Source organism: Mesorhizobium sp. M0830, from assembly GCF_040319965.1.
GTDB lineage: Bacteria > Pseudomonadota > Alphaproteobacteria > Rhizobiales > Rhizobiaceae > Mesorhizobium.
This window is the reverse complement of record NZ_JAMYOR010000011.1, coordinates 88,714-109,962: the sequence shown is the minus strand read 5'-3', so window position 1 is coordinate 109,962 and position 21,249 is coordinate 88,714. Positions and strand designations below refer to the sequence as shown.

Sequence of the window (21,249 nt, the reverse complement as noted above, 5' to 3'; positions counted from 1 at the left end):
CAGCACCCCCCTCTGTCCTGCCGGATATGTCCGGCTGTACAGAGGGGGGTGTGAAGGAACGCGACGCTTGCCAATTCGCGGAATGCCCACGCTAATTGTAAAGCCGCATCGACAGGCCAAGCGATACGGGCAGCGGGTTCCACCAGCCGGTGCGCAGGCCGGCGGCGCGCAAGGCAGCCGCCGTCCAGATGTTGCAGCCGACCAATGCGTTGAAATAGCCATTGGCTTCGTAGAAGCCGTCGAACCTGGAATTGGCCGCATCCGGCACAAGGATCGGACCCGTCGGACCCCGTTCAAAACTCGCGTCGATGAAATCGAGCAGCGCCGTGAAGCGCTTCTCGCCGATATCGAAGCCGGCAATGTCGGGACTTTTGATGATGTCGCCGGCGACCTCGACATGCATGACCGATGCATCGACGGTCAGTGCCTTTATCACCGGCACCGCCTTCAACTCAGACCATGTCGGCGTCTCCAGATAGAAGGCGCGGCCACCCCAGCCGAAGACGATGTAGCGCACCTCCGGGCTATCGGCGGGTATGCCGGCGTCGACCAGGAAGTGGAAGCGCTGGCGCACGGCATCGTCGATCGGAATGGCGATGTCGGTGTGGATCGGGTTCTTCAACACCAGGATGCGGTGGGTGGCGGCGGGTGCCGCCGCGGCGGCCGACCGCAACAGCGGCCGCGGCACCAACGCACCCAGCGCAGCCGTCAGCGTCACCACCGCAACCACCAGGCCGAGAAATCGCCGGAGCCGCTTCATCGACGGCAGCCCTGCGATGGCGCTCCTGCGCAACACATCTGCCCCACCTCCTGGCGATCCATACGAAAAAGAGCCCGGCCAAGGTTTCGGCCGGGCTTCTTGCGTCCGTGGAAAAACGATCAGTGCAGTATCTGTGACAGGAACAGCTTCGTGCGCTCGTGGCGCGGGTGGTCGAAGAACTCGGCCGGCGTGTTCTGCTCGACGATCTGGCCCTGGTCCATGAAGATCACGCGGTTGGCGACCTTGCGGGCAAAGCCCATTTCGTGGGTGACGCACAGCATGGTCATGCCTTCTTCGGCAAGGCCAACCATGGTCTCCAGCACTTCCTTGATCATTTCCGGATCGAGCGCCGAGGTTGGCTCATCGAACAGCATGATGCGGGGGTTCATGCACAGCGAGCGGGCGATGGCCACGCGCTGCTGCTGGCCGCCGGACAGCTGGCCGGGATATTTGTGGGCCTGTTCGGGGATCTTGACGCGCTTGAGGAAATGCATGGCGATTTCCTCGGCCTGTTTCTTCGGCGTCTTGCGCACCCAGATCGGCGCCAGCGTGCAGTTCTCGAGGATAGTCAGATGCGGGAACAGGTTGAAGTGCTGGAACACCATGCCAACCTCTCGGCGGACCTCGTCGATCTTCTTGAGATCGTTGGTCAGTTCCTTGCCGTCGACGATGATCTTGCCCTTCTGGTGCTCTTCCAAACGGTTGATGCAGCGGATCATCGTCGATTTGCCGGAGCCCGAAGGGCCACAGATGACGATACGCTCGCCGCGCATCACTTTCAGATTGATGTCCTTCAGCACATGGAATTCGCCATACCATTTGTGCATGGCGATGATGTCTATGGCGACATCGGTGGTCGAAATCTGCATCTTGGCGGCGTTGACCTTGATCTCTTCCGCGCTGACGGCATTTTCGGTGGCCATGACGGGTTCCCTTTGTTCTTTTGTTTAGCGTTTGTGGCCGGTGTCGAGCCGACGTTCTGTGAACATTGAATAGCGCGACATGCCGAAGCAGAACAGCCAGAAGATGAAGGCGGCGAAGATCAGGCCGGACCTGGCCGTCTGCGCCGTTGCCCAGTTCGGGTCGGAGAAGTTCTGCTTCACAATGCCGAGCAGGTCGAACATCGAGATGATGATGACCAGGCTGGTGTCCTTGAACATGCCGATAAAGGTGTTGACGATGCCCGGGATGACCAGTTTCAGTGCCTGTGGCATGACGATCAAATACATCTTTTGCCAATAGCCGAGGCCGAGCGAATCCGCACCTTCATACTGGCCCTTGGGGATTGCCTGCAGTCCGCCGCGCACCACTTCGGCCATATAGGCGGCGGCAAACAGCGACACGCCGATCAAAGCGCGCAGGAATTTGTCGAACGAGACGCCCTCCGGCAGGAACAGCGGCAGCATGACGCTGGCGAAGAACAGCACTGTGATCAGCGGGATGCCGCGCACCGTCTCGATGAAGATGACGCACAGCGTCTTGATGATCGGCATCTTGGACCGACGGCCGAGCGCCAGCACGATGCCAAGCGGCAGCGAAACTGCAATACCGACGAAGGACAGGCTGAGCGTCACCAGCAGCCCGCCCCACAGCGAGGTTTCGACATGCGGCAGGCCGAACATGCCGCCGACCAGCAGGATAAAGGCGACGATCGGCAGTGCAAAGAACAGCAGAATGGCATTCAGGCCTTTACGCGGCACCTTCGGGATGAGCATCGGCACCAGCAGCGCCACGAACAGGATAGCGACCAGAATCGGCCGCCAGCGCTCCTCGATCGGATAACGCCCGACCATGAACTGTCCGAATTTGGCATTGACGAAAGCCCAGCAGGCGCCAGTCCAGCCCTCCGGCTGGACGCCGCCTTGCGCCACGGTGGCGCATGCGGTCCGGTCCGGCCCGGTCCACACAGCATTGATGAACGCCCAATTGATGATTTGCGGCAGGATCATCACCACAAGGGCGATGCCGGCGATGGTCATGATGGTGTCGCCGGTAGAAGCGATCAGGTTCTTGCGCACCCACGCTTGGAAACCCGCAACGCCGGCAGGTGCTGGCTCAGCCAGCGCCATTTCGGTGCGCACCCAGGACATGTCATGTTCCTGCATGTCCTTACCTCACCTCTCCACCAGCGCCATCTTGGCGTTGAACCAGTTCATCACAAGCGAGGTCAGAAGGCTGATGGCCAGATAGATCACCATCATGATCACCACGCCCTCGACGGCCTGGCCGGTTTGGTTCAGCACCGTGCCGGCGGTGGCGGTCAGGTCCGGATAGCCGATGGCGATAGCCAGCGACGAGTTCTTGGTCAGGTTGAGATACTGGCTGGTCAGCGGCGGAATGACGATGCGCATGGCTTGCGGCACGACGACCAGCCGCAGGATCGATCCGGGCCGCAACCCCAACGCGCCGGCAGCTTCCGTCTGGCCCTTGCTGACGCCCCTGATGCCGGCGCGTACGATCTCGGCAATGAAGGCGGCGGTATAGCAGGACAGCGCCAGATACAGCGACAGGAACTCCGGCCTGACCTGGAAGCCGCCGGTCAGGTTGAAGGTCGATTGCTTGGGGTAATCGAAACTCAAGGGGAAGCCGCTCAGCGCATAGGCGAGCAGAGGCAGCCCGACGATCACCGCGGCGGACGTCCAAAACACCGGAAATTGCTGGCCGGTCGCCATCTGCCGTTGCCGCGCCTTGCGCGCGACGAACCACGCCATGGCGATGCCGACAAGCAGAGCGACGAAGATAAGCCAGGAGCCGTCGCCCCACACGGCGCGCGGAAAGTAGAAGCCGCGCTGGTTGAGGAAGGAGCCGAACGGCAAATTGATGCTCTCGCGCGGCGGCGGCAGCACGGCAAGCACGCCGGAATACCAGAAGAAGATGACCAGCAGCGGCGGGATGTTGCGGAACACCTCCACATAGACCGTGCAGATCTTCCTGATCAGCCAGTTTTGCGAAAGCCGGCCGATGCCGACAATGAAGCCGATGATTGTCGCGGTGATGATGCCGACGACGGCGACGATCACGGTGTTGAGGAAACCGACCAGGATGGCGCGGCCATAGGTCGAATCCGATGAATAGGCGATGGCGCTCTCGCTGATGTCGAAGCCGGCGCGGCCCTTGAGGAAGCCGAAGCCCGACGCGATGCGCAGCCGGGTCAGGTTGTCGATGACGTTATGGGCAATCCACCAGACGCCAGCCACCAACACAACGACGACCACCGCCTGGAAGAATATGCCCCGGACCCTTGGATCGTTGATGAAGGAACCTCGGCTGGGCTCCTCGCGAAGAACTTCCTGCGATGCCATTCGACCGTCCCCTGGAAAGAGAAACCGGGAAGCAGACGACCTGCCTCCCGGATCACATTTCGATCAGCGGATCGGCGGAGAGTACTGCAGGCCGCCCTTGGTCCACAGTGCGTTGATGCCGCGGGCGATCTTCAGCGGGCTGCCCGAACCGACATTGCGGTCGAACATTTCGCCATAATTGCCCACGGCCTTGACGATGTTGACGACCCAGTCGTTGGAGACGCCGAGATCGGTACCGATCTTGGTATCGGCTTCCTGGCCAAGCACGCGCTTGATCTCCGGGCTGGGCGAGTTCTTCATTTCGTCGACATTGGCCTTGGTGATGCCAAGCTCTTCCGCCTGCAACAGAGCGAAATAGGTCCACTTGACGATGTGGTACCACTGGTCGTCACCCTGGCGCACGGCCGGTCCGAGCGGCTCCTTGGAGATGATCTCGGGCAGCACGACGTGGTCGGCCGGCGAGTCCAGCGTCAGGCGGATGCCGTAGAGGCCCGACTGGTCGGTGGTGTAGACGTCGCAACGGCCGGCGTTATAGGCGGCGTTGACCTCTTCCAGCTTTTCGAAGACGACCGGACTGTACTCCATCTTGTTGGCCTTGAAATAGTCGGCCAGATTGAGCTCGGTGGTGGTGCCGCTCTGCACGCAGACGGCGGCGCCTGAAAGCTGCAGCGCGGAATTGACGCCGGGCAGTTTCTTGGCGTTGATCATGAAGCCCTGGCCGTCATAGTAGGTGGTACCGACGAAATTCAGGCCAAGTGCCGTGTCGCGATTGATGGTCCAGGTGGTGTTGCGCGACAGGATGTCGACCTCGCCTGACTGCAGCGCTGTAAAACGCTCCTTGGCGCTGAGCGGCGTGAACTTGACCTTGGTGCCGTCACCAAACACGGCGGCCGCGACAGCGCGGCAGAAATCCGCATCGATGCCTTGCCAGTCACCCTTGTCGTCCGGCGCCGAGAAGCCGGCCAGGCCTGTCGAGACGCCGCACTGGATGAAACCCTTCGCCTTGACGGTGTCGAGCGTGGCCGCCGACGCCGCCGACGCCATCAACCCAAGCGTGGCGGCGCCAAGAATGCCGATAGCAATATGTTTCATGACCCACAGACCCTTTTCTCTGTTTTCAGGGCAAACCCTGACTTTTTTCCCGTGTGAATGCTGTTCCCGTTCCGGCCCATTCCCGGCACCCCGCATCGTAACCGACGCGCCACCTCCCATTCACGAATGTCATCGAAGGCGATAATTCCTGTGAGGTCAAGGGAAATGACCTAAACCGAAAGAGTTTGAAACCGATTGCCGCAAATGCCTGAATTGCAGACAACGCGCCCGCGAATTAGTCAGCAGCGCAAACAAGCCGGCAAAGCTCATGCAACGCAAATGCAGGCCGCGGCAGCCGCAATTCATCCCAGGCAATACCTAGGCGTTACTGACTCGGCGCAACGGTATCCAACACATACTGGGCGGTCGCCAGCCAACACAGCCTTGAGACAAGACCGTTTCAAAGCGCCCGAAAAACGAGCCAGGTTCCGATAGCAGCCATCGACGCGCCGGAAACGCGCGGAATCAACTGGCCGGTCGGGACCGTTTTCTCCAGCAAGACAAGGATGGCGATGCCGGCGATCCACAGCACGTTCATGACGCCGCCGACGAACAGCAGAGCCATCAGCGCCCAGCAGCAACCCAGACAATAGGCGCCATGATCGACGCCGAGCTGAAGCGCGCCGAGCGGAGCGGAGCGGAACCCGCAATGGCTGGCCAGGAACGCGATCGGCGCCTGACATTGACGCAGGCAGACGCCCTTCATCGCTGTCCATTGATAGAGGCCAGCGGCGATCAGGACGAAGCCACCGAGGATCGCGCTGTCGGTCGCCATCGACGGATCGAGCAGGGCAAAACGGGCGAGCAGCCATTGCGCGCCGGTCGCCACAATGCTGAACACGACCCAGACGGAGAGGTAGCCGGCAAAAAACCACCCCGTCGAAGCGATGGGCCGGCCGTCCGCCCGAGCCTTGCGAGCGACGCCGGCATAGAGCAGCAGCATTGGCGCGACCGAAGGCGTCATCATGCCGACCATCATCACCGCCCACATTGTGAAGATGAAAGCGAAATCCGCCAGTGCCCAGGCCCGGAAACCGGGCGCCACGGTGGCGCCCATGCCGCCCATGTTCGACATGTCCACTCCGGCGATGTCACTGCCTGCACCGTCCGGCAATGGGGAGCCGGGCATGACCATGTGGGCGGCGAGCCACAGCACGTAGGCCCAGGCAAGCACGGCAATCACGACGAGCGCGGCCGTCACGACCGCGCGGTCGCGCCGCAGCACCGCCTCAAGGGCCGTGTCGGTCATCGGATCAGCTCAATGCACGATGCCGCTCTGCGTGAGATGCAGATTGGCGAAATGGCTGTGCGAATCGGCCAGTTCGAACTTGATCGGGCCCGTCGTCTTGGTCCAGCCACGCCCGACTTCGGCGATCGCGTATTCGAAACCGTGCGGCAGGTCGATGCGCGCCCGGTGTTCCGCGCCGGTGACCGGATTCTTGATCGGCTCGCCATGGCCATCGGTCACACCCTTGACGTGCAACCGCCCGGTTCGCGCCTCGACGTCGACGTTGAAATCGATCGGGGCGAAGATCGGATCGTGGAATTTTTCCAGCGTGGTCGAAAAGACCTGGAATATCGTCGCACCCGGTTCGGTGTCCATACCGCCCAATATGCGAAGCAGCGCTCCGCGCTGGGCTTCAGTTGCCCTCTCGTCGATAACCACCGCGGCTTCGCCCCTGCCCTGGTGTATGGCGCCGGGCCAGCGGAAAATCCCGACGAACCGCAATCCGTCGAGCTTGGTGTCGCCGTGATGGCCGCTCTCGATTTCCATGCCAGCAACGGCCTCGCAGAAACCGTATGTCGGCATGGCGTTGAACTGGCACGGGCAGCCATAAGCGCAATTGCAGTTGATGAACTCGCGCGCCTTCATGGTCCATTTGACGTCGGGCATGGCATTCCTCCCCTTGCCGCGCTCACGCTTCATGAGCGCGATCCGGATCGTGGAGGACCAGAAGTCCAACCGGCAACAACCATCCGGCAGCATCTGATCGAAGCAATCCGGCGATTAATATTAGCAGACAATTATATATCTTTGGCAGCCGCCCACAATAGGCCGATCGGCGGAGATAGGGCTCCGAACTCAGGTTAGCAAAAGACCTGACGACAGCCAGTTGGGCGGTGTCGGCACGTTTTGTGTCGGCAACTTTTCACGATAGGAATTTTTTCTTGATTCCGTGACCTCAGCTATGGTATATGTTTATCTATGGTGCCGATTTGCGCCAGTGACCCGCCGCGCAGGCGGGTTTTTCGTTTGATGCTCTGTCAGCCAACGCGCCGGCGAAGGAACCCGTTGGCCCGAGTTCGTAGCCCTGTCGGCGGAGAACGGCGCATCTAGCGGCAACGCACCGCCGGGTCGCGGCGCATCTTTTGCCGCGACGAATTGGCATATTCGAAGTCCATCCCCTGGCGGCCGGTGGCTGTTGCACGGTCCATGACGCCGCACTATGGCTAGCGGCTTGTCAAACAAGGCGACGCAGAATGGCGAAAGACGGCAGCGGGCACGTTAGCGGCGAGATGGGCATCAACACGCGGCTTGCCCATTCAGGCAACAATCCGCATGACTATTTCGGCTTCGTCAATCCGCCGGTGGTGCATGCCTCGACCGTGCTCTATCGAGACGCGGCGTCGATGGCGGCACGCAGCCAGAAATACACCTACGGCACGCGCGGCACGCCGACGACAGATGCCCTTGCCCACGCCATAGACGCGCTGGAAGGCTCGGCCGGCACGATCGTGGTGCCGTCGGGCCTTGCGGCGGTAACCGTGCCGCTGCTCGCCTTCGTGTCGGCTGGCGACCATCTGCTGATCGTCGATAGCGTCTATCACCCGACCCGCAACTTCGCCGACACGATGCTGAAGCGGCTGGGCGTCGAGGTCGAGTACTATGCCCCCGAAGTCGGCGCCGGCATCGCGGCGTTGATCAAGCCCAACACCAAGGTGGTGTTCACGGAATCGCCAGCGTCCAACACGTTCGAGGTGCAGGACATCCCGGCCATCGTCAAGGCGGCGCACGCCGCAGGCGCTATCGTCATGATGGACAACACCTGGGCGACGCCGCTGTATTTCCGTCCGCTCGACCATGGCGTCGACATTTCGATCCATGCAGCGACGAAGTACCCGGCCGGCCATTCCGACGTGCTGCTTGGCACGGTGTCGGCCAAAGAGAGCTGCTGGAAGCATCTTTATGAGAGCTTCTGCACGCTTGGCTGCTGCGCCGGGCCCGACGATGTCTACCAGGTGCTGCGCGGCCTGCGCACCATGGGCGTGCGTCTGGAGCACCATCAGCGCAGCACACTCGCCATCGCCTCCTGGCTCGAAGGCCAGGAAGGCGTGGCGCGCGTGCTCCACCCTGCCCTTCCCAGCCACCCGGACCACGCTTTGTGGAAGCGCGACTTCTCCGGCTCCAGCGGCATCTTTTCCATCGTGCTTGCCGGCGGCGGCCAAAAGCAGCAGCACGCCTTTCTCGACGCGCTGCGGATCTTTGGCCTCGGTTATTCCTGGGGCGGCTATGAGAGCCTCGCGGTGCCGGTCTGGCTCGGCGACCGCGTTGTCGCGAAAGCGCCCTATGAAGGCCCGTTGATCCGCCTGCAGATCGGCCTCGAGGATGTCGACGACTTGAAAGCCGACATTTCGCGCGGCCTGACCGCCGCGGCGACAGCCTGAACGATCAGAAGTCACGGAATTCTATTCCCACAAAACGCAACTTCGCGGATCGATTTGGCTTTCAAATCCCATGAGATCGCGCCATTGCGTTGCGATCAGCACGATTTCTACTTCCCCTGGAATACGGCAGAGTTTTCGACGTCATGGCGTTCCGCCTCTTTGTTCCCATTCTTGCCGGCGCGACGCTGCGCGAACGCCTCGTCGCCTGTATCGGCGCGACGGTCGGCATTGCGCTCACCGGTGTCATCGCCAGCCTAGTGCTCGGCAACGGTCCGCACGTGCCGCTGCTGGTGGCGCCGATGGGAGCGTCAGCCGTGCTCCTGTTCGCCGTGCCCGCCAGCCCGCTGGCGCAGCCATGGTCGATCATCGGCGGCAACACGATATCGGCACTGGTCGGCGTGATCGTGGCGCATTTCATCCACGAAACCGCCCTTGCCACCGGCATCGCGGTGGCACTGGCCATCGCCGCCATGTCGTTCACGCGTTGTCTGCATCCGCCGGGCGGAGCGGCCGCCCTGACCGCGGTGCTGGGAGGGCCGGCCGTCCTCAGCGCCGGCTTCCTGTTTCCGTTTGTGCCGGTGGCGTTGAACTCGATCCTGCTGGTGGCGCTCGGCTACGGCTTCCACAGACTGGCCCGGCGCAATTATCCGCATGTGCCGGTTGCAGCACCGACGAACAGCCACGGCACCGGCGATCCGCCGGCACAATCGCGCGTCGGCTTTCGGTCCGAAGACATCGATGCCGCGCTTGGCGCACTCGACGAGACGTTCGATATCGATCGCAACGATCTCGACCGGCTGCTGCGGCAAGTCGAATTGCAGGCGATGGTGCGCGCGCACAAGACCGTTCTGTGCGAGGACATCATGTCGCGCGATGTGATTTCGGTCGACGCACACACCTCAGCCGAGGCGGCGCGCCAATTGCTGCTTGACCACAACATCCGCACCTTGCCGGTCGTCAACGCGGAGGCAAGGCTGGCGGGCACCGTGGGATTGCGGGAACTGACCCAGGCCTGCGGTTCGATTGCATCCGTGATATCGCCCGCCGCGACCGCCGGCGCCGATTTCGCCGCCATGGGCCTGCTGCCGGTGCTCACCGACGGCCGCAGCCACGCGGTGATCATCGTCGACGACGACGAGCGGATTCTTGGGCTGATCACCCAGACCGATCTCCTGGCGGCAACGGCGCGCCTGCAGGCTGCTGACAAGCCTTCATTGGATGCGGTAGCTTAACCCCACCGGACCCGGAGAAAGATAGTCGGGAACCTTTTGCCGGCAACAGCGTCCAATCTCTCAATCGAGGTTCCGGTCCAGAGATCGGGTTGAGGAAACTGGCCATGCCTGCTGTTTTGACGGCCGTGTCTTCTGCATCAGGCGACGTGCAACTCGTGCGACGCGCCCTGGCGCGCGAGGGCGATGCCTTCCGCACCATCATCAAGACGCACAATCAACGGCTCTACAGGATCGCGCGTGGCGTCGTGCGCAATGACAGCGAGGCCGAGGACATCGTGCAGGAGGCCTATGTCAGGGCGTTCGCCCATCTCGATGCCTTTCGCGGCGACTCTTCGCTGGCCACATGGCTGTCGCGCATCGTCATCAACGAGGCGCTCGGCCGTCTGCGCAAGAGGCGCCGAACGGTAGCAATGCCGGAAAACCCGCAAGCCGAGATCATCCGGTTCCCCCTCAACCCCAGCGACGATCCGGAACGGACGATGGCGCAACGGCAGATCCTCCAACTGGTCGAACAGGCCACCGACAGCCTTCCCGATGTCTACCGGACTGTGTTCGTGGCACGTGTGATCGAGGGGCTGAGCATCGAAGAGACCGCCGATCTGCTCGGCGTGCGGCCGCAAACCGTCAAGACAAGGCTGCACCGCGCCCGTGCCCTGGTGCGCAAGGCGCTGGACGACCAGATCGGGCCGGTGCTGCTCGATGCCTTCCCCTTCGCCGGCCGGCGTTGCGAAAGGCTTACCAGCGCGGTCATGCGGCGGCTCGGGCTGGAGAGCTGACCCCGGCGGATTCAGTTTATTTTGACGGGAACGTTTGCCGCCGTCCCGCATCCAATGATCGTCAACCGAAAAACACTGTCCGGCGCGACCCCTGCGTCCGGGCGAAGGAGATACCATGCTAATCCGATATACCGCTGCGCTGGCCGCCCTGCTGCTGCTTGGCACTGCCCCATTTGCGCAAGCCGCCGACAAGCCGACCGACCCGCAGATCGCCCATATCGCCTACACCGCCGGCGTGCTCGATGTGGAGGCCGCCAAGCAGGCGATCAAGAAATCCAAGAACAAGGAAGTCGTGGACTTCGCCAAGGACATGATCCGCGACCATGAGGCGGTGAACGTGCAGGCGCTCGATCTGGTCAAGAAACTCAAGGTCACGCCGGAAAACAACGCTACCAGCAAGGCGTTGACCAAAGCGGCGGAGGAGGAGCGGGCGAAACTCGCCAAGCTCAAGGGCGCGGCCTTCGACAAGGCTTATGTCGACAATGAGGTGGCCTATCACAAGCAGGTCGACGGCGCTCTTGAAACGCTGCTCATCCCGTCGGCGCAGAATGCCGAATTGAAGAGCCTGCTGGAAACCGGGCTGAAGATTTTCCAGGGCCATGAGCAGCATGCCGAACACGTCGCAGGCATGCTGAAGTAAGGGCCGGGTGCATGCCGAAACGCCCTCCGTGGATTGCGTTGATGCTGGCCGTCGGTATCATTCCGGCGCAAGCGGAAACCATCCGGGTCACCATCGACAAACTGGTGTTCTCGCCGGCCACCGTCGAGGCGAAGATCGGCGACACGATCGAGTGGGTGAACAAGGATATGTTCGCCCACACAGCCACGGTGAAAGACGGCTGGGAGGTGATGATCCCGCCGAAGAAATCCGCGAGCCTGACATTGAAGGCGGCGGGATCGGTCGACTATTTCTGCCGCTTTCACCCCAACATGAAAGGCCGCTTGGTGGTGGCGCCCTGATCCTGCGCCAACAAGGTCCGCCTGGCCTCGTCGGGGCGCGCGACATGCGTCCATGAGCCGTCATAGCTCGGCGCGCGCCGCTTGATCCAGGCATCGAGCCCTTCGCGTAAATCGGCGGTCGAGGCCATGCGGGCGAACTGCTCGGCCTCGACCAGCAGGCTGTCGGCGATGCTCTGGTCGAGGCCGCGCGCCACCGCCGTTAGGATGCTGGCGATCGCCGGTTCGGAGTGCCGCAAGCCTTGGCATGCGAGGTCGTGCTCCTGATCGACGGCTCGTTTTCGATCATGCTGATCCACCGCAACCCCGATTATATCGAGGCGGCCGGCCGCGCCGCAGCGACGCTTGTGCGGGCGCGGATTTCAGGCAGCCAGGTTTAGAACCCAAACGCCAGCCATGCCGTGCCCATACCAAGCGTTATCAACGTCAATGGCAAGCCGATCTTGAAGAAGGCGCCGAACGACAGCGGCGTGCCGGCGGCCCGTGCCTGTTCGGCGACGATAAGGTTGGCGACCGAGCCCAGCAGCGTGAAATTGCCGGCCAGCGTCGAGCTCATGGCGACGACCAGCCAGGCGCGCTCGGGATTTTCGAGGCCGGGTATGAAAGGCCGCAGCGCCAGCACGGCCGGGACATTGCTCATGATGTTGGAGAGCACTGCGGTGAAACCGGACAGGCGCCAGACATCGTCCAGCCCAAGGTTCTTTGCCGAGGCGATCATGTCTGATGTCAGCAGCGTCTTTTCGGCGCCGGCGACGACAATGAACAGGCCGGCGAACATGAACAGCAGCGGACCGTCGATCTCGCGGTAGATGCGTTCCGGCTTGATGGCACGGGTGAGCAAGAGGATCGCGCCGCCGATGAGGGCTGCCTTGGCGACGGGCACGCCGGCGAAGAAGGCAATTGCCAGTCCGATGCAGACCACCACCGCCTTCAGCACCTGCCCCTTATGCATGCGGCCGCGCGAGACCTCGGGCGTCAGTTGGACCGTGCGTGCGAATTCGGCCCGGTAGACGACGCGGACGATGACGACCACCGCGACGAGGCCGAACAACGCGACCGGAGCGAGTGCTGCCGAAAAGGCCGGATAGGAAATGCCCGACAGCGCGCCGATGACCATGTTTTGCGGATTGCCGGTGATGGTGGCGACGCTGCCGCAATTCGACGCGGTGGCGGTGGCGATCAGATAGGGGATCGGGTTGCGCTTGATGATGCGGGTGACGTGGACGACGATCGGCGCCATGACGAGGCAGATGGCGTCGTTGACCAGGAAGGCCGACAGCACGCCGGTCAGCAGCGTCACCATCACCAAAAGCATGAAGGGCGCATGCGCATGCTCGATGGCGATGGCGCCAAGACCGCGAAAGGCGCCTGACACCTTCAGATGCGCGACCACGATCATCATGCCGAGCAGAAGCGTGATGGTGTCGAAATTGATCGCCCGGTAGGCGTCCTCCATGCTGAGCGCGCCGATGGCGATCATCGCGGCCCCGCCGAGCAGCGCGATCCCCGCACGGTCGAGGCGCAGGCCAGGGAAGCGGCCAATGGCGACACCGGCGTAAGTCAGGACAAGGATCAGCAGAGCCGCCGCGCTCATCAATGTCATGCGAAGGAGGCCCTGCTCGATTCGTCCAGCCCCGGCAGGGCTGCGGACACTTTAGCGCGATGTCGGCAAAGCGAAAGCGCCGTCTACGTCGAAGCCTTCACAAATCAGTGGGGTGTCCGAGGTTCTTGTGCACAATTGTGACAGGACGCGACGGTTTCTAGGTTGCGATGACCACCCATGATCGGGCTAATCTCAATGCACGGTGGTGACGCTGGGTTGAGGCACCGGGGCGGCCCCCGCCGGATCGAAGCTGACCTGATCGCGCCCGTTCGACTTGGCCGTGTAAAGCCTTCTGTCGGCGGCGGAGAAAATTTCCTCATAGGTGATCGGGCCGGTAAAACTCGCGCCGCCGATGCTGACGGAAAGCGGGCAAGGTCTGCCGCCGGGCGAAAAGTCCATCTCCCTGATACGTCGGCGGATGCTTTCGGCAACCATCCAGGATTGCGAGGGATCCACGCCGGGAAGAAACACGCCGAATTCTTCGCCGCCGATGCGGCCGACAATATCGCCGCCACGCAATTGCCCCTTGATCGCCTGCGCTATCAGCTTGAGCGCCTGATCGCCGCAGTCGTGGCCCAGGCGATCGTTGATCAACTTGAAATGGTCGGCGTCGATGATCAGCAGTGCCCCCGAACGGGTCTGCTCCTCCTTGCGGGTCTGCTCCAAATAGGCCTCGACCAGCATCGAGAAGGCACCACGGTTCAACACCGCCGTCAGGCTGTCGGTCGCGGCAATGACGCTCAGGTCGCGCTGCGCGATAGCCAGCTGGCGTATCTTCCACATGAGGAAAAACAGGAAGGATCCGCCCAGCGCCAAAGGCAGCAGCAGGTCCGTCATCTGTGCCCGCCACACGGCTTCGCGCGACAGATAGGGGAAATTAAAGGAATCGACGAAGAACGCCACGGCAATGAAGAATGCCGTACCGGCCGTGGTCACAGCGATCACCCTGCCCCAACTCGTCGGCGACAGATCGATCCTCATCGCGTTCAACTCCGTTAGTCGACGCGACTATGACCGACCAACGCAAACAAATTGATAAGACTTTCCCTCCAATTCAATCCCGGGGCGGCAACGGCCGCCGACGGCGGCCGTGCTCGCTCTCACGATAAGAATTTCGGGCTGGTGCAGGGAAATGTCAGCGGTTGGAGGCCTGTTCGCCCAGCGTCTCGAGGACGAAGGATGCCGCGATTAGATCGTCGGCATCCAGCCGTAGGGAGCCGTCGCCAGGCCCCATGATGGCGGCGACCTTGTGAAACGTTTTCATCTCATGGTCGGAAATTTCCGCATCCCGCATTCTCGCCTTAAGTTCAGCGATACGCCGCCCCAACGAAGGGGACGTTCCAATTTCACGTTTCGACATAACCTGGATTCTCCTACCCCAACCCGCGCTTGTTTTGCCCCCAGCCCATTCGCCGGCCCGCACATTGCCTTTTTATGAGGCACCGCGAATACAAGGCCCCGAACGCGTTATGGGAGCTAAGGTTCCAACCCTGCCAGATCACGAAATAATTCCGCATCGCCGCGCCCAGTCGGCGGCAGGTCCAGACTAGCCTCCCTGCTGCATGGAGTTGCGGCGCTGGCAGTCGCTGGATGCCGGGACTTGCGGCATAGATCAGGCCACCGCCACAAGTCTTTGAAATTATTGGCGATCCCGACAGGATTCGAACCTGTGACCATCGGCTTAGAAGGCCGGTGCTCTATCCAGCTGAGCTACGGGACCGCTGGCCGGCCGTTGGGCCGGCTGGATACTTGACCCTGGCTGCCGTTCAATGCGTCCAGGGCGTCCTGCGGTCATAGCGGAAATTCTCCGCATAGGAAATCTGGCGGCGCTTGGTCTCTTTCGGCTCCTCGACGCGGTAAGCGAGCCCTTCCTTTTCGGCATAAGCCACCGCCTCTTCGCGTGTATCGAAGGTGAGTCTGATCTGGCTTCTCATGTCTCGCGACGTCGTATAGCCCATCAGCGGGTCGATCTTCTTGCGCGTCTCGGGGTCGAATTCCAGCACCCAGTAGCCGGTCTTGGCCGTGCCGGACTGCATCGCGGTTTTGGCAGGGCTGAAAATGCGCGCGGACATGGCCACCTCGTTATTGTGCAAGGCAGCATCGCCGCCCTTCGACCGTCATTACTGCGCAATGCGCATGGCGGCAAGGTTTTTGCACTTGCCATGCTCCACTGAAATGAATAGGCAACAGACCGTTCGGAGTGTAGCGCAGCCTGGTAGCGCATCTGGTTTGGGACCAGAGGGTCGGGAGTTCGAATCTCTCCACTCCGACCACTCCCTGAAAAATTGCAAATGCCCCGCGCGCAAATGCGTGTTCGCCCTGCGCCGACTCCGGCAGTCGGCCTTGTCGCAACAGCTTGCCGGTGCAAGTCTGAGGGCAGCAATGCGGGTGCCATTGCCCGATCGAACTTCGGCAAACAGGGAATTTCAGATGCTTGGGATCGATGCTTGGGTGTCGCTGTTTGGACCGGCCTAGTCGACCGTGAACTATCCGCAAGCCGTTGATCTAGCATGTTGATTGAGGCGGATAGCGACTTTTGGATTGCAGGATTAGCGGTTTATGGGGGCTGTTTTCCTGCAATTCGTTTTGCGATTCCCTTGTGCTGCGGAGCGTGATTCACTGGGTTCGGCGGCGGCGAATCGAGGGGACCGCGGATGTCCAGGCCACGCGAGAAGCGCGAGACGGGAAAGCAGGATCTGTTCCGCTCCAGGCTCGATCAGATCATCAATATGAAGCACGAGCTGGTGCGGCTGGCGCAGGCGATCGACTGGCCGGTGCTGGAGGAGCGTTTCGGCGCCGTCTATTCGGACGGCCCCGGCATGCCGCCGCTGCCGACCCGGCTGATGGCGGGGCTGGCCATCCTCAAGCACACTTTCAACCTGTCGGATGAGGTGCTGTGCGAGCGCTGGGTGGAGAACCCCTACTTCCAGTATCTTTGCGGCGAGGAATTCTTCTGCCACGCGCTGCCGTTCGATCGCTCGTCGATGACGCGCTGGCGCAGCCGCATGGGCGAGGAGCGGATCATGGCGCTGTTGCAGGAAAGCCTCAGCCTCGCGGTCAAGACCGGGGCGATGAAGCCGTCCGACACGCGCCAGGTGATCGTCGACACCACCGTGCAGCCGAAGAACGTGATGTTCCCGACCGACGCCAAGCTCATCCACCGGGCGCGCGAGCGGCTGGTGCGGCTGGCCAAGAGGACGGGGCTCAATTTGCGCCAGAGCTATGTGCGGGTCGGCAAGCTGGCGCTGATCAAGCACCAGCGCTATGCCCACGCCAAGCAGTTCAAGCGGGCCAACAAGGCGATGCGCAGGCTTAAGACCTACCTCGGCCGGACCATTCGCGACATCGGTCGCCAGGTCGCCGGCGATGCGAGGCTGGACGCGCTCTTCAAATGGCCGCTCTACCAGGCCGCCACCGTTCTCGAGCAGCGTCAGCGCCAGCGCGGCCGCAAGATCTACAGCCTGCACGCGCACGAGGTGGAATGCATCGGCAAGGGCAAGGCGCACATGCCCTACGAGTTCGGAGTGAAGGTGTCGGTGGCCACCACGCTGAAGCGCTCCAAGGGCGGCCAATTCGCCCTGCATGCAAAAGCACTGCCTGGCAATCCCTATGACGGCCATACGCTGGCAAGCGTCATCCCCGACATGGAAGAGACCATCGGCAACCAGATCGGCCGCATCCTCGCCGACGCCGGCTATCGCGGCCACAACGCACCCCAGAGCCACAGGTTCAGGGTCTTCACCAGCGGCCAGAAACGCCGCGTCACCCCGGCCATCAAACGCCAGATGCGGCGGCGGTCGGCGGTCGAACCGGTGATCGGCCACATCAAGGCCGAGCACCGCATGGGCCGCAACTACCTCGCCGGTCAGCACGGCGACGCCGTCAACGCCATCCTGGCCGCCGCCGGCTACAACTTCTCTCTCCTGCTCAGGTGGCTGAAGGTTTTTTTGTCGCTCTTGATCGCTCTCTTCCAACTCCGGCCCAAGCCGGTCGCCGCTTAGGGGCCGGATTGTTCACGGTCGACGGCCTACTTTGCCTATGCTGTGAGATCAGCCTGCCAAAAGCCTAAATCTCGAACTCGCCCTGCCCTTCATCCATGGCACTGACGGTTTCTGCGGCGAGCGTGCGCGTGATCGGCGTCTTGCGCTCGAGCGCGGTGCGGTCCAGCCTTTCCACCACGCGCATCGCTGTCGCCAGCGAGCGCTCGATTCGGCGCACCAGATATTGCACTACATGCGGTTCGACTTCGACCTGGCGGTCGGCGAACAGCTTGGTGATGACGCCGGCGAGCAAGAGATCGTCGGGCTCATGGATCTCGACCGTCGCCGCCGCCTTCAACCGTGAGGAAAGGTCAGGCAGCCTGACACCCCAGGCCGACGGAAAGCGGCGCGCCGTCAGGAGCAGTGTCGAACCGGCACCGCGCACCGCGTTGATCAGATGGAACAAGCCTTGTTCATCAATCGCTCCTTTATCGACGTCGTCGATCAGTGCCGCGCGGGCGCCGAGATTGTCGATGCTGTCACCGATACGCTTGGCGTCGACCGCCACCGCGTCGGCACGTTTGCGCCATATGGAGGCCAGATGTGTCTTGCCCGAACCGGCGGGACCGGCCAGCACCACAACCTGCGAAGGCCAGTCCGGCCAGCGATCGACCAAACCTACAGCCTGGTTGTTGGTGCCGGAGACGACGAGCTCGTCGCGTGTATAGCCGGTGCCATGGCCGAGATCGAGCGGCAACTGGCGCGGCGGGTCGGTTGGCGGGGCAGTCACTTCAGCGACGCGGTTGCGTGCGGTGGCCGCCGCCGCGATCTTCCGGAAGCTGCGGCACAGGCGCCGCGCCGTGGCCCTTGTAAAGCGGCGATTCGAGATAGCGGGCGATGGCAAACCGCACCAGCACGGCAACGGCAGCAGAAGCCGGCACCGCGATCAACAAGCCGACGAAGCCGAACAGCGCGCCGAACGCAAACAGCGAAAACATCAACCACACCGGATGGAGGCCGACGCTTTTGCCGACCAGTCGCGGCTGCAGGATGTTGCCTTCGATGAACTGGCCGATGAAGAACACCACCGCGACGGCGACGATCATCGTCCAGTCCGGCCAGAACTGGACGAAGGCTACGCCGACGGCGAGCACCAGTCCGGTGAGCGAACCGACATAGGGAATGAAGGAGATCAGCCCGGCGAACAGGCCGATGAGAATGCCGAAATTCAGCCCGGTCAGCGTCAGCCCGGTGGCATACATGGCGCCCAGCACCAGGCACAGCGTGCCCTGGCCGCGCACGAAGCCGGCGGTGGCGGTGTTGATGTCCTTGGCGATGGCGCGCACCGTCGCGACATTGTCGCGCGGCACCCAGCTGTCGATGACCGCCACCATGCGGTCCCAGTCGAGCAGCATGTAGAAGGCGACCACCGGCGTCACCACGAACAGGCTGACCACCGAAACCAGCGCCACGCCGGAACTCCATATCGAGGTGAAGACCGTGGTGAGCAGGCCGAAGCCGGAGGTCAGCAGCGAATTCAACCCGTCGCGCAGGCCATTGGCGTTGACACCGAATTTCTGTTCCAGCCATTTCGGATCGAAAGACGTGATCAGGCTCTGCAGCCGGGTCAGGTATTCCGGCAATTTGCCGGCGAAATCGGCCATCTGCGTCGCCAGCACCGGAATAAGGATGACGAAGGCCAGCACCAGCACGATGAGGAAGGCGATGAGGATGACTACCGTCGCCATGAAGCGGGACAGGCCGAGCCGCTGCAGCCGGTCAGCGACCGGATCGAGGAAGTAGGCCAGGACCATGCCGGCGACGAACGGCAAAAGGATGCCTGAGAAGACGTAGAGGAACACTGCCAGCAGGACGGCGCTGATCAGCCAGAAGCGGATCTGGCGGCGAAACGCCAGAGACGCAGTTTCGCCTGCCGCCGCGGCCTCGGCGGCCGCTTCGATTGATTCCTGGTCAGGTGTCCGGTTTGGAGCCTTCGCCATAGCCGCTCATATGCCTCAGCCAAGCCACGAGATAGGCCGCGGCCGAAGCCACGGTCAAGACCCCGGACAGCAATATGAGGACTGGCCTTAGCGGGTCGAGGTGAACCGACAGGGCAAGTTCGCCGAGCACCACCGAGGCGAGCACGATCTGGATGGCGGTGTTGGCCTTCGACACGAAAAGCGGCTTCATCTCGACCGGGTGAGCCATGACGGAGGACAATAGGACCGCGCAGACGATCAACGCATCGCGCGACACCATGGTGATGACCAGCCATAGCGGCAATTGCCCGATAAAGCCCATGACGACGAAGACCGAAACCAGCAGCAACTTGTCGGCCATCGGGTCGAGATAGGCGCCGAGCCTCGACTGCTGGTCGAACCGGCGGGCGATAAAACCGTCGACGCCATCGGAAATGCCGGCAACGAGAAACCCGGCAAAGGCCCAGTCCCAGCTTGCCTGCAGCATTGCCAGCACCACCGCCGGCACCAGAACAAAGCGCAGGATGGTGATCAGATTGGGGATGGTCAAAGCGTGCCTGCCGGGTTTGCTTCTGATACATGATGGAGACGGAGGAGGATCGCAAGGGAGCAGCGCGCCAGACATGGCAAAGGTCTGTGTGTGAACCACCCCTGCGCCCTGCCGGTCGGCCATCTCGACAGTCTCGCGTATGCGATGTCCCTAACCTTCACGGAAAAGGTGCGGCGACACTTTGCTTGATCAGACCGCAGACGCCTCGAGGATGGAAATGGGTCCTCGGGTCTGGATCACTCGTTCAAGGCGTAGCCCGGCGGCGTCGAACAAGCTTGCATATTGGGTCCGCGTTCTCTCCAGGCCGCCAGTGACGGCGAGCATGACCACGTCGATACCCTTGATCTGGTTCGGTTCGTCGCCTGGCGGCACGAGCGTCTCGGCCACAAGCACCTTCCCGTTCGGCAGCATTGCCTTGCGGCAATTTCGCAGGATCTCCGCGGCACGCCCATCATCCCAATCGTGAACGACCTTCTTGATGATGTAGACGTCACCGGTGGAAACACTTTCAAAGAAATTACCGGCGACAAATTCGGTGCGCGGCAGGTCGCCTCCGGCACCCTGGCGCGCTGCCGCGACGCCCGAAGGCAAATCGAAAAGCACGCCGTCCAGGTGAGGGTTGCGCGCCAGGATCGCCGAGAGAAGCTGGCCATGTCCGCCGCCAACGTCGACGATCCGCGTGAACGGCTTGAAATCATAGGCTTCGGCAACGGCCTCGTTACTGCCTTGGCTCAAGGCGACCATGGCACGCTGAAACAAGGCAGCCTGCTCCGGATGTTCCGACAGCCAGTCAAACCTTGGGCTCCCGAAAACCTTGTCGAAGGCCGGCTTTCCGGTGCGAACAGAATGCAGGAGCTGTTCGAAGGCAAGATAGGCTTCGCTGTTGATCATACGGATGAAGTCACGGGGACCCGGCCGATCGGAGCGCAGCACCGCACCAACCTCCGTCAACTCGAAATGACGGGGCAGCACTTCGCTAAACACCCCTTCAGGCGCGAGAAGTCGCATTACACGATAAAGCGAGTCAGCATCCGATTGAGTGGCAGCCGCCAGTTCATCTACCGACCGCTCGCTGGCAGCCAGGAGATCGGGGATGCCGAGTTCGATAATGACGCGCAGCGCCTGTGACACGGCGAATCCGAGGCCTAGCCTCATGATCTGTTGCGAAGGATTGAGCATGGCCTGTTCCCCGATGCCTGATGACTGGCAACAGAGCACCAACAACAACTACTTACAAGGATGCAAAGGGGTGAGGCGAAATGGAGACGCGAGGTTTTGCCTCCGATGAGAAACGAGGGCGGAGGAGATTTTGCACAAGGCGCCATCGCCTCGCTTTTATCGGGGGCAAAAGC

General features: G+C 62.2%; 22 protein-coding genes, 2 tRNA genes and 1 pseudogene. 8 read left to right on the top strand and 17 right to left on the bottom strand.

The genetic code is table 11. The features are described from left to right. Positions 1 to 91: 91 nt before the first annotated feature. The 7 genes from NKI20_RS09580 to NKI20_RS09550 all read right to left on the bottom strand — a co-directional run bounded on the left by NKI20_RS09580 (position 92) and on the right by NKI20_RS09550 (position 7,048). Positions 92 to 760, bottom strand: coding sequence for a TIGR02117 family protein (locus tag NKI20_RS09580; RefSeq protein ID WP_352830106.1), 669 nt, complete (start codon positions 758 to 760; stop codon positions 92 to 94). A 119-nt stretch (positions 761 to 879) separates the two neighbouring features. Beyond that, complete coding sequence (locus tag NKI20_RS09575; RefSeq protein WP_031260969.1) at positions 880 to 1,629, bottom strand: amino acid ABC transporter ATP-binding protein; 750 nt, start codon at positions 1,627 to 1,629, stop codon at positions 880 to 882. Positions 1,630 to 1,707: 78 nt separating this feature from the next. Beyond that, a complete protein-coding gene (locus tag NKI20_RS09570) occupies positions 1,708 to 2,865 on the bottom strand; it encodes an amino acid ABC transporter permease (protein ID WP_352599003.1) in 1,158 nt (385 codons plus the stop codon). Between the two features lie 9 nt (positions 2,866 to 2,874). Next, positions 2,875 to 4,062 carry an amino acid ABC transporter permease gene (locus NKI20_RS09565; protein WP_352599005.1) on the bottom strand — a complete coding sequence of 396 codons (1,188 nt, stop codon included), beginning with the start codon at positions 4,060 to 4,062 and terminating at the stop codon, positions 2,875 to 2,877. A gap of 63 nt (positions 4,063 to 4,125) precedes the next feature. After that, positions 4,126 to 5,154, bottom strand: a complete 1,029-nt coding sequence (locus NKI20_RS09560) for an amino acid ABC transporter substrate-binding protein (protein WP_352599007.1) — start codon at positions 5,152 to 5,154, stop codon at positions 4,126 to 4,128. Positions 5,155 to 5,554: 400 nt separating this feature from the next. Beyond that, positions 5,555 to 6,403, bottom strand: coding sequence for a DUF2182 domain-containing protein (locus NKI20_RS09555; protein WP_352830065.1), 849 nt, complete (start codon positions 6,401 to 6,403; stop codon positions 5,555 to 5,557). Between the two features lie 9 nt (positions 6,404 to 6,412). Further along, positions 6,413 to 7,048: a DUF1326 domain-containing protein gene (locus NKI20_RS09550; RefSeq protein WP_023761946.1), complete on the bottom strand. Its 636-nt coding sequence runs from the start codon at positions 7,046 to 7,048 to the stop codon at positions 6,413 to 6,415. A gap of 587 nt (positions 7,049 to 7,635) precedes the next feature. Here NKI20_RS09550 and NKI20_RS09545 point away from each other — a divergent pair. The 5 genes from NKI20_RS09545 (at position 7,636) to NKI20_RS09525 (ending at position 11,788) form a co-directional block, all read left to right on the top strand. Then, positions 7,636 to 8,820, top strand: a complete 1,185-nt coding sequence (locus tag NKI20_RS09545) for a cystathionine beta-lyase (protein WP_352830063.1) — start codon at positions 7,636 to 7,638, stop codon at positions 8,818 to 8,820. Positions 8,821 to 8,963: 143 nt separating this feature from the next. Further along, positions 8,964 to 10,052 (top strand): HPP family protein, encoded by a 1,089-nt coding sequence (locus NKI20_RS09540; protein ID WP_352830061.1) that lies wholly within the window; start codon positions 8,964 to 8,966, stop codon positions 10,050 to 10,052. A 104-nt stretch (positions 10,053 to 10,156) separates the two neighbouring features. Continuing rightward, a complete protein-coding gene (locus NKI20_RS09535) occupies positions 10,157 to 10,828 on the top strand; it encodes an RNA polymerase sigma factor (RefSeq protein ID WP_352830059.1) in 672 nt (223 codons plus the stop codon). 115 nt (positions 10,829 to 10,943) lie between these two features. Beyond that, positions 10,944 to 11,468 (top strand): DUF4142 domain-containing protein, encoded by a 525-nt coding sequence (locus NKI20_RS09530; RefSeq protein WP_023761942.1) that lies wholly within the window; start codon positions 10,944 to 10,946, stop codon positions 11,466 to 11,468. 11 nt (positions 11,469 to 11,479) lie between these two features. Next, positions 11,480 to 11,788: a cupredoxin domain-containing protein gene (locus tag NKI20_RS09525; protein ID WP_352830056.1), complete on the top strand. Its 309-nt coding sequence runs from the start codon at positions 11,480 to 11,482 to the stop codon at positions 11,786 to 11,788. Here the strand turns inward: NKI20_RS09525 and NKI20_RS09520 are convergent. Continuing rightward, positions 11,749 to 12,045 (bottom strand): annotated as a pseudogene (locus NKI20_RS09520) (enoyl-CoA hydratase); the annotation flags it as partial. The gene NKI20_RS09525 and the pseudogene NKI20_RS09520 sit on opposite strands and share 40 nt — an antisense overlap. Here NKI20_RS09520 and NKI20_RS09515 point away from each other — a divergent pair. Next, entirely contained in the window at positions 12,028 to 12,165 is a 138-nt protein-coding gene (locus NKI20_RS09515; RefSeq protein ID WP_502898070.1) for a hypothetical protein, read from the top strand. The pseudogene NKI20_RS09520 and the gene NKI20_RS09515 overlap by 18 nt on opposite strands. On the opposite strand, the gene NKI20_RS09510 is transcribed toward NKI20_RS09515, so the two are convergent. The 5 genes from NKI20_RS09510 to NKI20_RS09490 all read right to left on the bottom strand — a co-directional run bounded on the left by NKI20_RS09510 (position 12,162) and on the right by NKI20_RS09490 (position 15,460). Then, positions 12,162 to 13,388: an anion transporter gene (locus tag NKI20_RS09510; RefSeq protein ID WP_352830054.1), complete on the bottom strand. Its 1,227-nt coding sequence runs from the start codon at positions 13,386 to 13,388 to the stop codon at positions 12,162 to 12,164. The genes NKI20_RS09515 and NKI20_RS09510 overlap by 4 nt on opposite strands. Positions 13,389 to 13,580: 192 nt before the next feature. Further along, positions 13,581 to 14,369 carry a GGDEF domain-containing protein gene (locus NKI20_RS09505; protein ID WP_352830052.1) on the bottom strand — a complete coding sequence of 263 codons (789 nt, stop codon included), beginning with the start codon at positions 14,367 to 14,369 and terminating at the stop codon, positions 13,581 to 13,583. Positions 14,370 to 14,523: 154 nt separating this feature from the next. Next, entirely contained in the window at positions 14,524 to 14,748 is a 225-nt protein-coding gene (locus NKI20_RS09500; protein WP_023761937.1) for a hypothetical protein, read from the bottom strand. Between the two features lie 283 nt (positions 14,749 to 15,031). Then, positions 15,032 to 15,108, bottom strand: a tRNA-Arg gene (locus NKI20_RS09495). Positions 15,109 to 15,154: 46 nt separating this feature from the next. Continuing rightward, positions 15,155 to 15,460 carry an ETC complex I subunit gene (locus tag NKI20_RS09490; RefSeq protein ID WP_352487619.1) on the bottom strand — a complete coding sequence of 102 codons (306 nt, stop codon included), beginning with the start codon at positions 15,458 to 15,460 and terminating at the stop codon, positions 15,155 to 15,157. A 124-nt stretch (positions 15,461 to 15,584) separates the two neighbouring features. Between NKI20_RS09490 and NKI20_RS09485 the strand changes: the two genes are divergently transcribed. Further along, a tRNA-Pro gene (locus NKI20_RS09485) sits at positions 15,585 to 15,661 on the top strand. Positions 15,662 to 16,042: 381 nt separating this feature from the next. Further along, positions 16,043 to 17,389 carry an IS5 family transposase gene (locus NKI20_RS09480; protein WP_352830049.1) on the top strand — a complete coding sequence of 449 codons (1,347 nt, stop codon included), beginning with the start codon at positions 16,043 to 16,045 and terminating at the stop codon, positions 17,387 to 17,389. A 64-nt stretch (positions 17,390 to 17,453) separates the two neighbouring features. On the opposite strand, the gene hdaA is transcribed toward NKI20_RS09480, so the two are convergent. From hdaA to NKI20_RS09460, 4 genes are all read right to left on the bottom strand, one after another. Further along, on the bottom strand, positions 17,454 to 18,158 hold the full coding sequence (gene hdaA, locus NKI20_RS09475) for a DnaA regulatory inactivator HdaA (protein ID WP_352830047.1): 705 nt from the start codon (positions 18,156 to 18,158) through the stop codon (positions 17,454 to 17,456). 1 nt (position 18,159) lies between these two features. Next, positions 18,160 to 19,368 (bottom strand): AI-2E family transporter, encoded by a 1,209-nt coding sequence (locus NKI20_RS09470; RefSeq protein WP_023761933.1) that lies wholly within the window; start codon positions 19,366 to 19,368, stop codon positions 18,160 to 18,162. Continuing rightward, entirely contained in the window at positions 19,340 to 19,897 is a 558-nt protein-coding gene (locus tag NKI20_RS09465) for a CDP-alcohol phosphatidyltransferase family protein (RefSeq protein ID WP_352830045.1), read from the bottom strand. Before NKI20_RS09465 ends, NKI20_RS09470 begins: the two co-directional genes overlap by 29 nt. A gap of 189 nt (positions 19,898 to 20,086) precedes the next feature. Continuing rightward, positions 20,087 to 21,076 carry a methyltransferase gene (locus NKI20_RS09460; protein WP_352830043.1) on the bottom strand — a complete coding sequence of 330 codons (990 nt, stop codon included), beginning with the start codon at positions 21,074 to 21,076 and terminating at the stop codon, positions 20,087 to 20,089. Between the last annotated feature and the right edge of the window lie 173 nt (positions 21,077 to 21,249).

Excerpts from the sequence above, each read along its gene's own strand:
- NKI20_RS09580 (WP_352830106.1), bottom strand. The coding sequence starts at position 760 with ATGAAGCGGCTCCGGCGATTTCTCGGCCTGGTGGTTGCGGTGGTGACG.
- NKI20_RS09575 (WP_031260969.1), bottom strand. The coding sequence starts at position 1,629 with ATGCAGATTTCGACCACCGATGTCGCCATAGACATCATCGCCATGCAC.
- NKI20_RS09570 (WP_352599003.1), bottom strand. The coding sequence starts at position 2,865 with ATGCAGGAACATGACATGTCCTGGGTGCGCACCGAAATGGCGCTGGCT.
- NKI20_RS09565 (WP_352599005.1), bottom strand. The coding sequence starts at position 4,062 with ATGGCATCGCAGGAAGTTCTTCGCGAGGAGCCCAGCCGAGGTTCCTTC.
- NKI20_RS09560 (WP_352599007.1), bottom strand. The coding sequence starts at position 5,154 with ATGAAACATATTGCTATCGGCATTCTTGGCGCCGCCACGCTTGGGTTG.
- NKI20_RS09555 (WP_352830065.1), bottom strand. The coding sequence starts at position 6,403 with ATGACCGACACGGCCCTTGAGGCGGTGCTGCGGCGCGACCGCGCGGTC.
- NKI20_RS09550 (WP_023761946.1), bottom strand. The coding sequence starts at position 7,048 with ATGCCCGACGTCAAATGGACCATGAAGGCGCGCGAGTTCATCAACTGC.
- NKI20_RS09545 (WP_352830063.1), top strand. The coding sequence starts at position 7,636 with ATGGCGAAAGACGGCAGCGGGCACGTTAGCGGCGAGATGGGCATCAAC.
- NKI20_RS09540 (WP_352830061.1), top strand. The coding sequence starts at position 8,964 with ATGGCGTTCCGCCTCTTTGTTCCCATTCTTGCCGGCGCGACGCTGCGC.
- NKI20_RS09535 (WP_352830059.1), top strand. The coding sequence starts at position 10,157 with ATGCCTGCTGTTTTGACGGCCGTGTCTTCTGCATCAGGCGACGTGCAA.
- NKI20_RS09530 (WP_023761942.1), top strand. The coding sequence starts at position 10,944 with ATGCTAATCCGATATACCGCTGCGCTGGCCGCCCTGCTGCTGCTTGGC.
- NKI20_RS09525 (WP_352830056.1), top strand. The coding sequence starts at position 11,480 with ATGCCGAAACGCCCTCCGTGGATTGCGTTGATGCTGGCCGTCGGTATC.
- NKI20_RS09510 (WP_352830054.1), bottom strand. The coding sequence starts at position 13,388 with ATGACATTGATGAGCGCGGCGGCTCTGCTGATCCTTGTCCTGACTTAC.
- NKI20_RS09505 (WP_352830052.1), bottom strand. The coding sequence starts at position 14,369 with ATGAGGATCGATCTGTCGCCGACGAGTTGGGGCAGGGTGATCGCTGTG.
- NKI20_RS09500 (WP_023761937.1), bottom strand. The coding sequence starts at position 14,748 with ATGTCGAAACGTGAAATTGGAACGTCCCCTTCGTTGGGGCGGCGTATC.
- NKI20_RS09490 (WP_352487619.1), bottom strand. The coding sequence starts at position 15,460 with ATGTCCGCGCGCATTTTCAGCCCTGCCAAAACCGCGATGCAGTCCGGC.
- NKI20_RS09480 (WP_352830049.1), top strand. The coding sequence starts at position 16,043 with ATGTCCAGGCCACGCGAGAAGCGCGAGACGGGAAAGCAGGATCTGTTC.
- NKI20_RS09470 (WP_023761933.1), bottom strand. The coding sequence starts at position 19,368 with ATGGCGAAGGCTCCAAACCGGACACCTGACCAGGAATCAATCGAAGCG.
- NKI20_RS09460 (WP_352830043.1), bottom strand. The coding sequence starts at position 21,076 with ATGCTCAATCCTTCGCAACAGATCATGAGGCTAGGCCTCGGATTCGCC.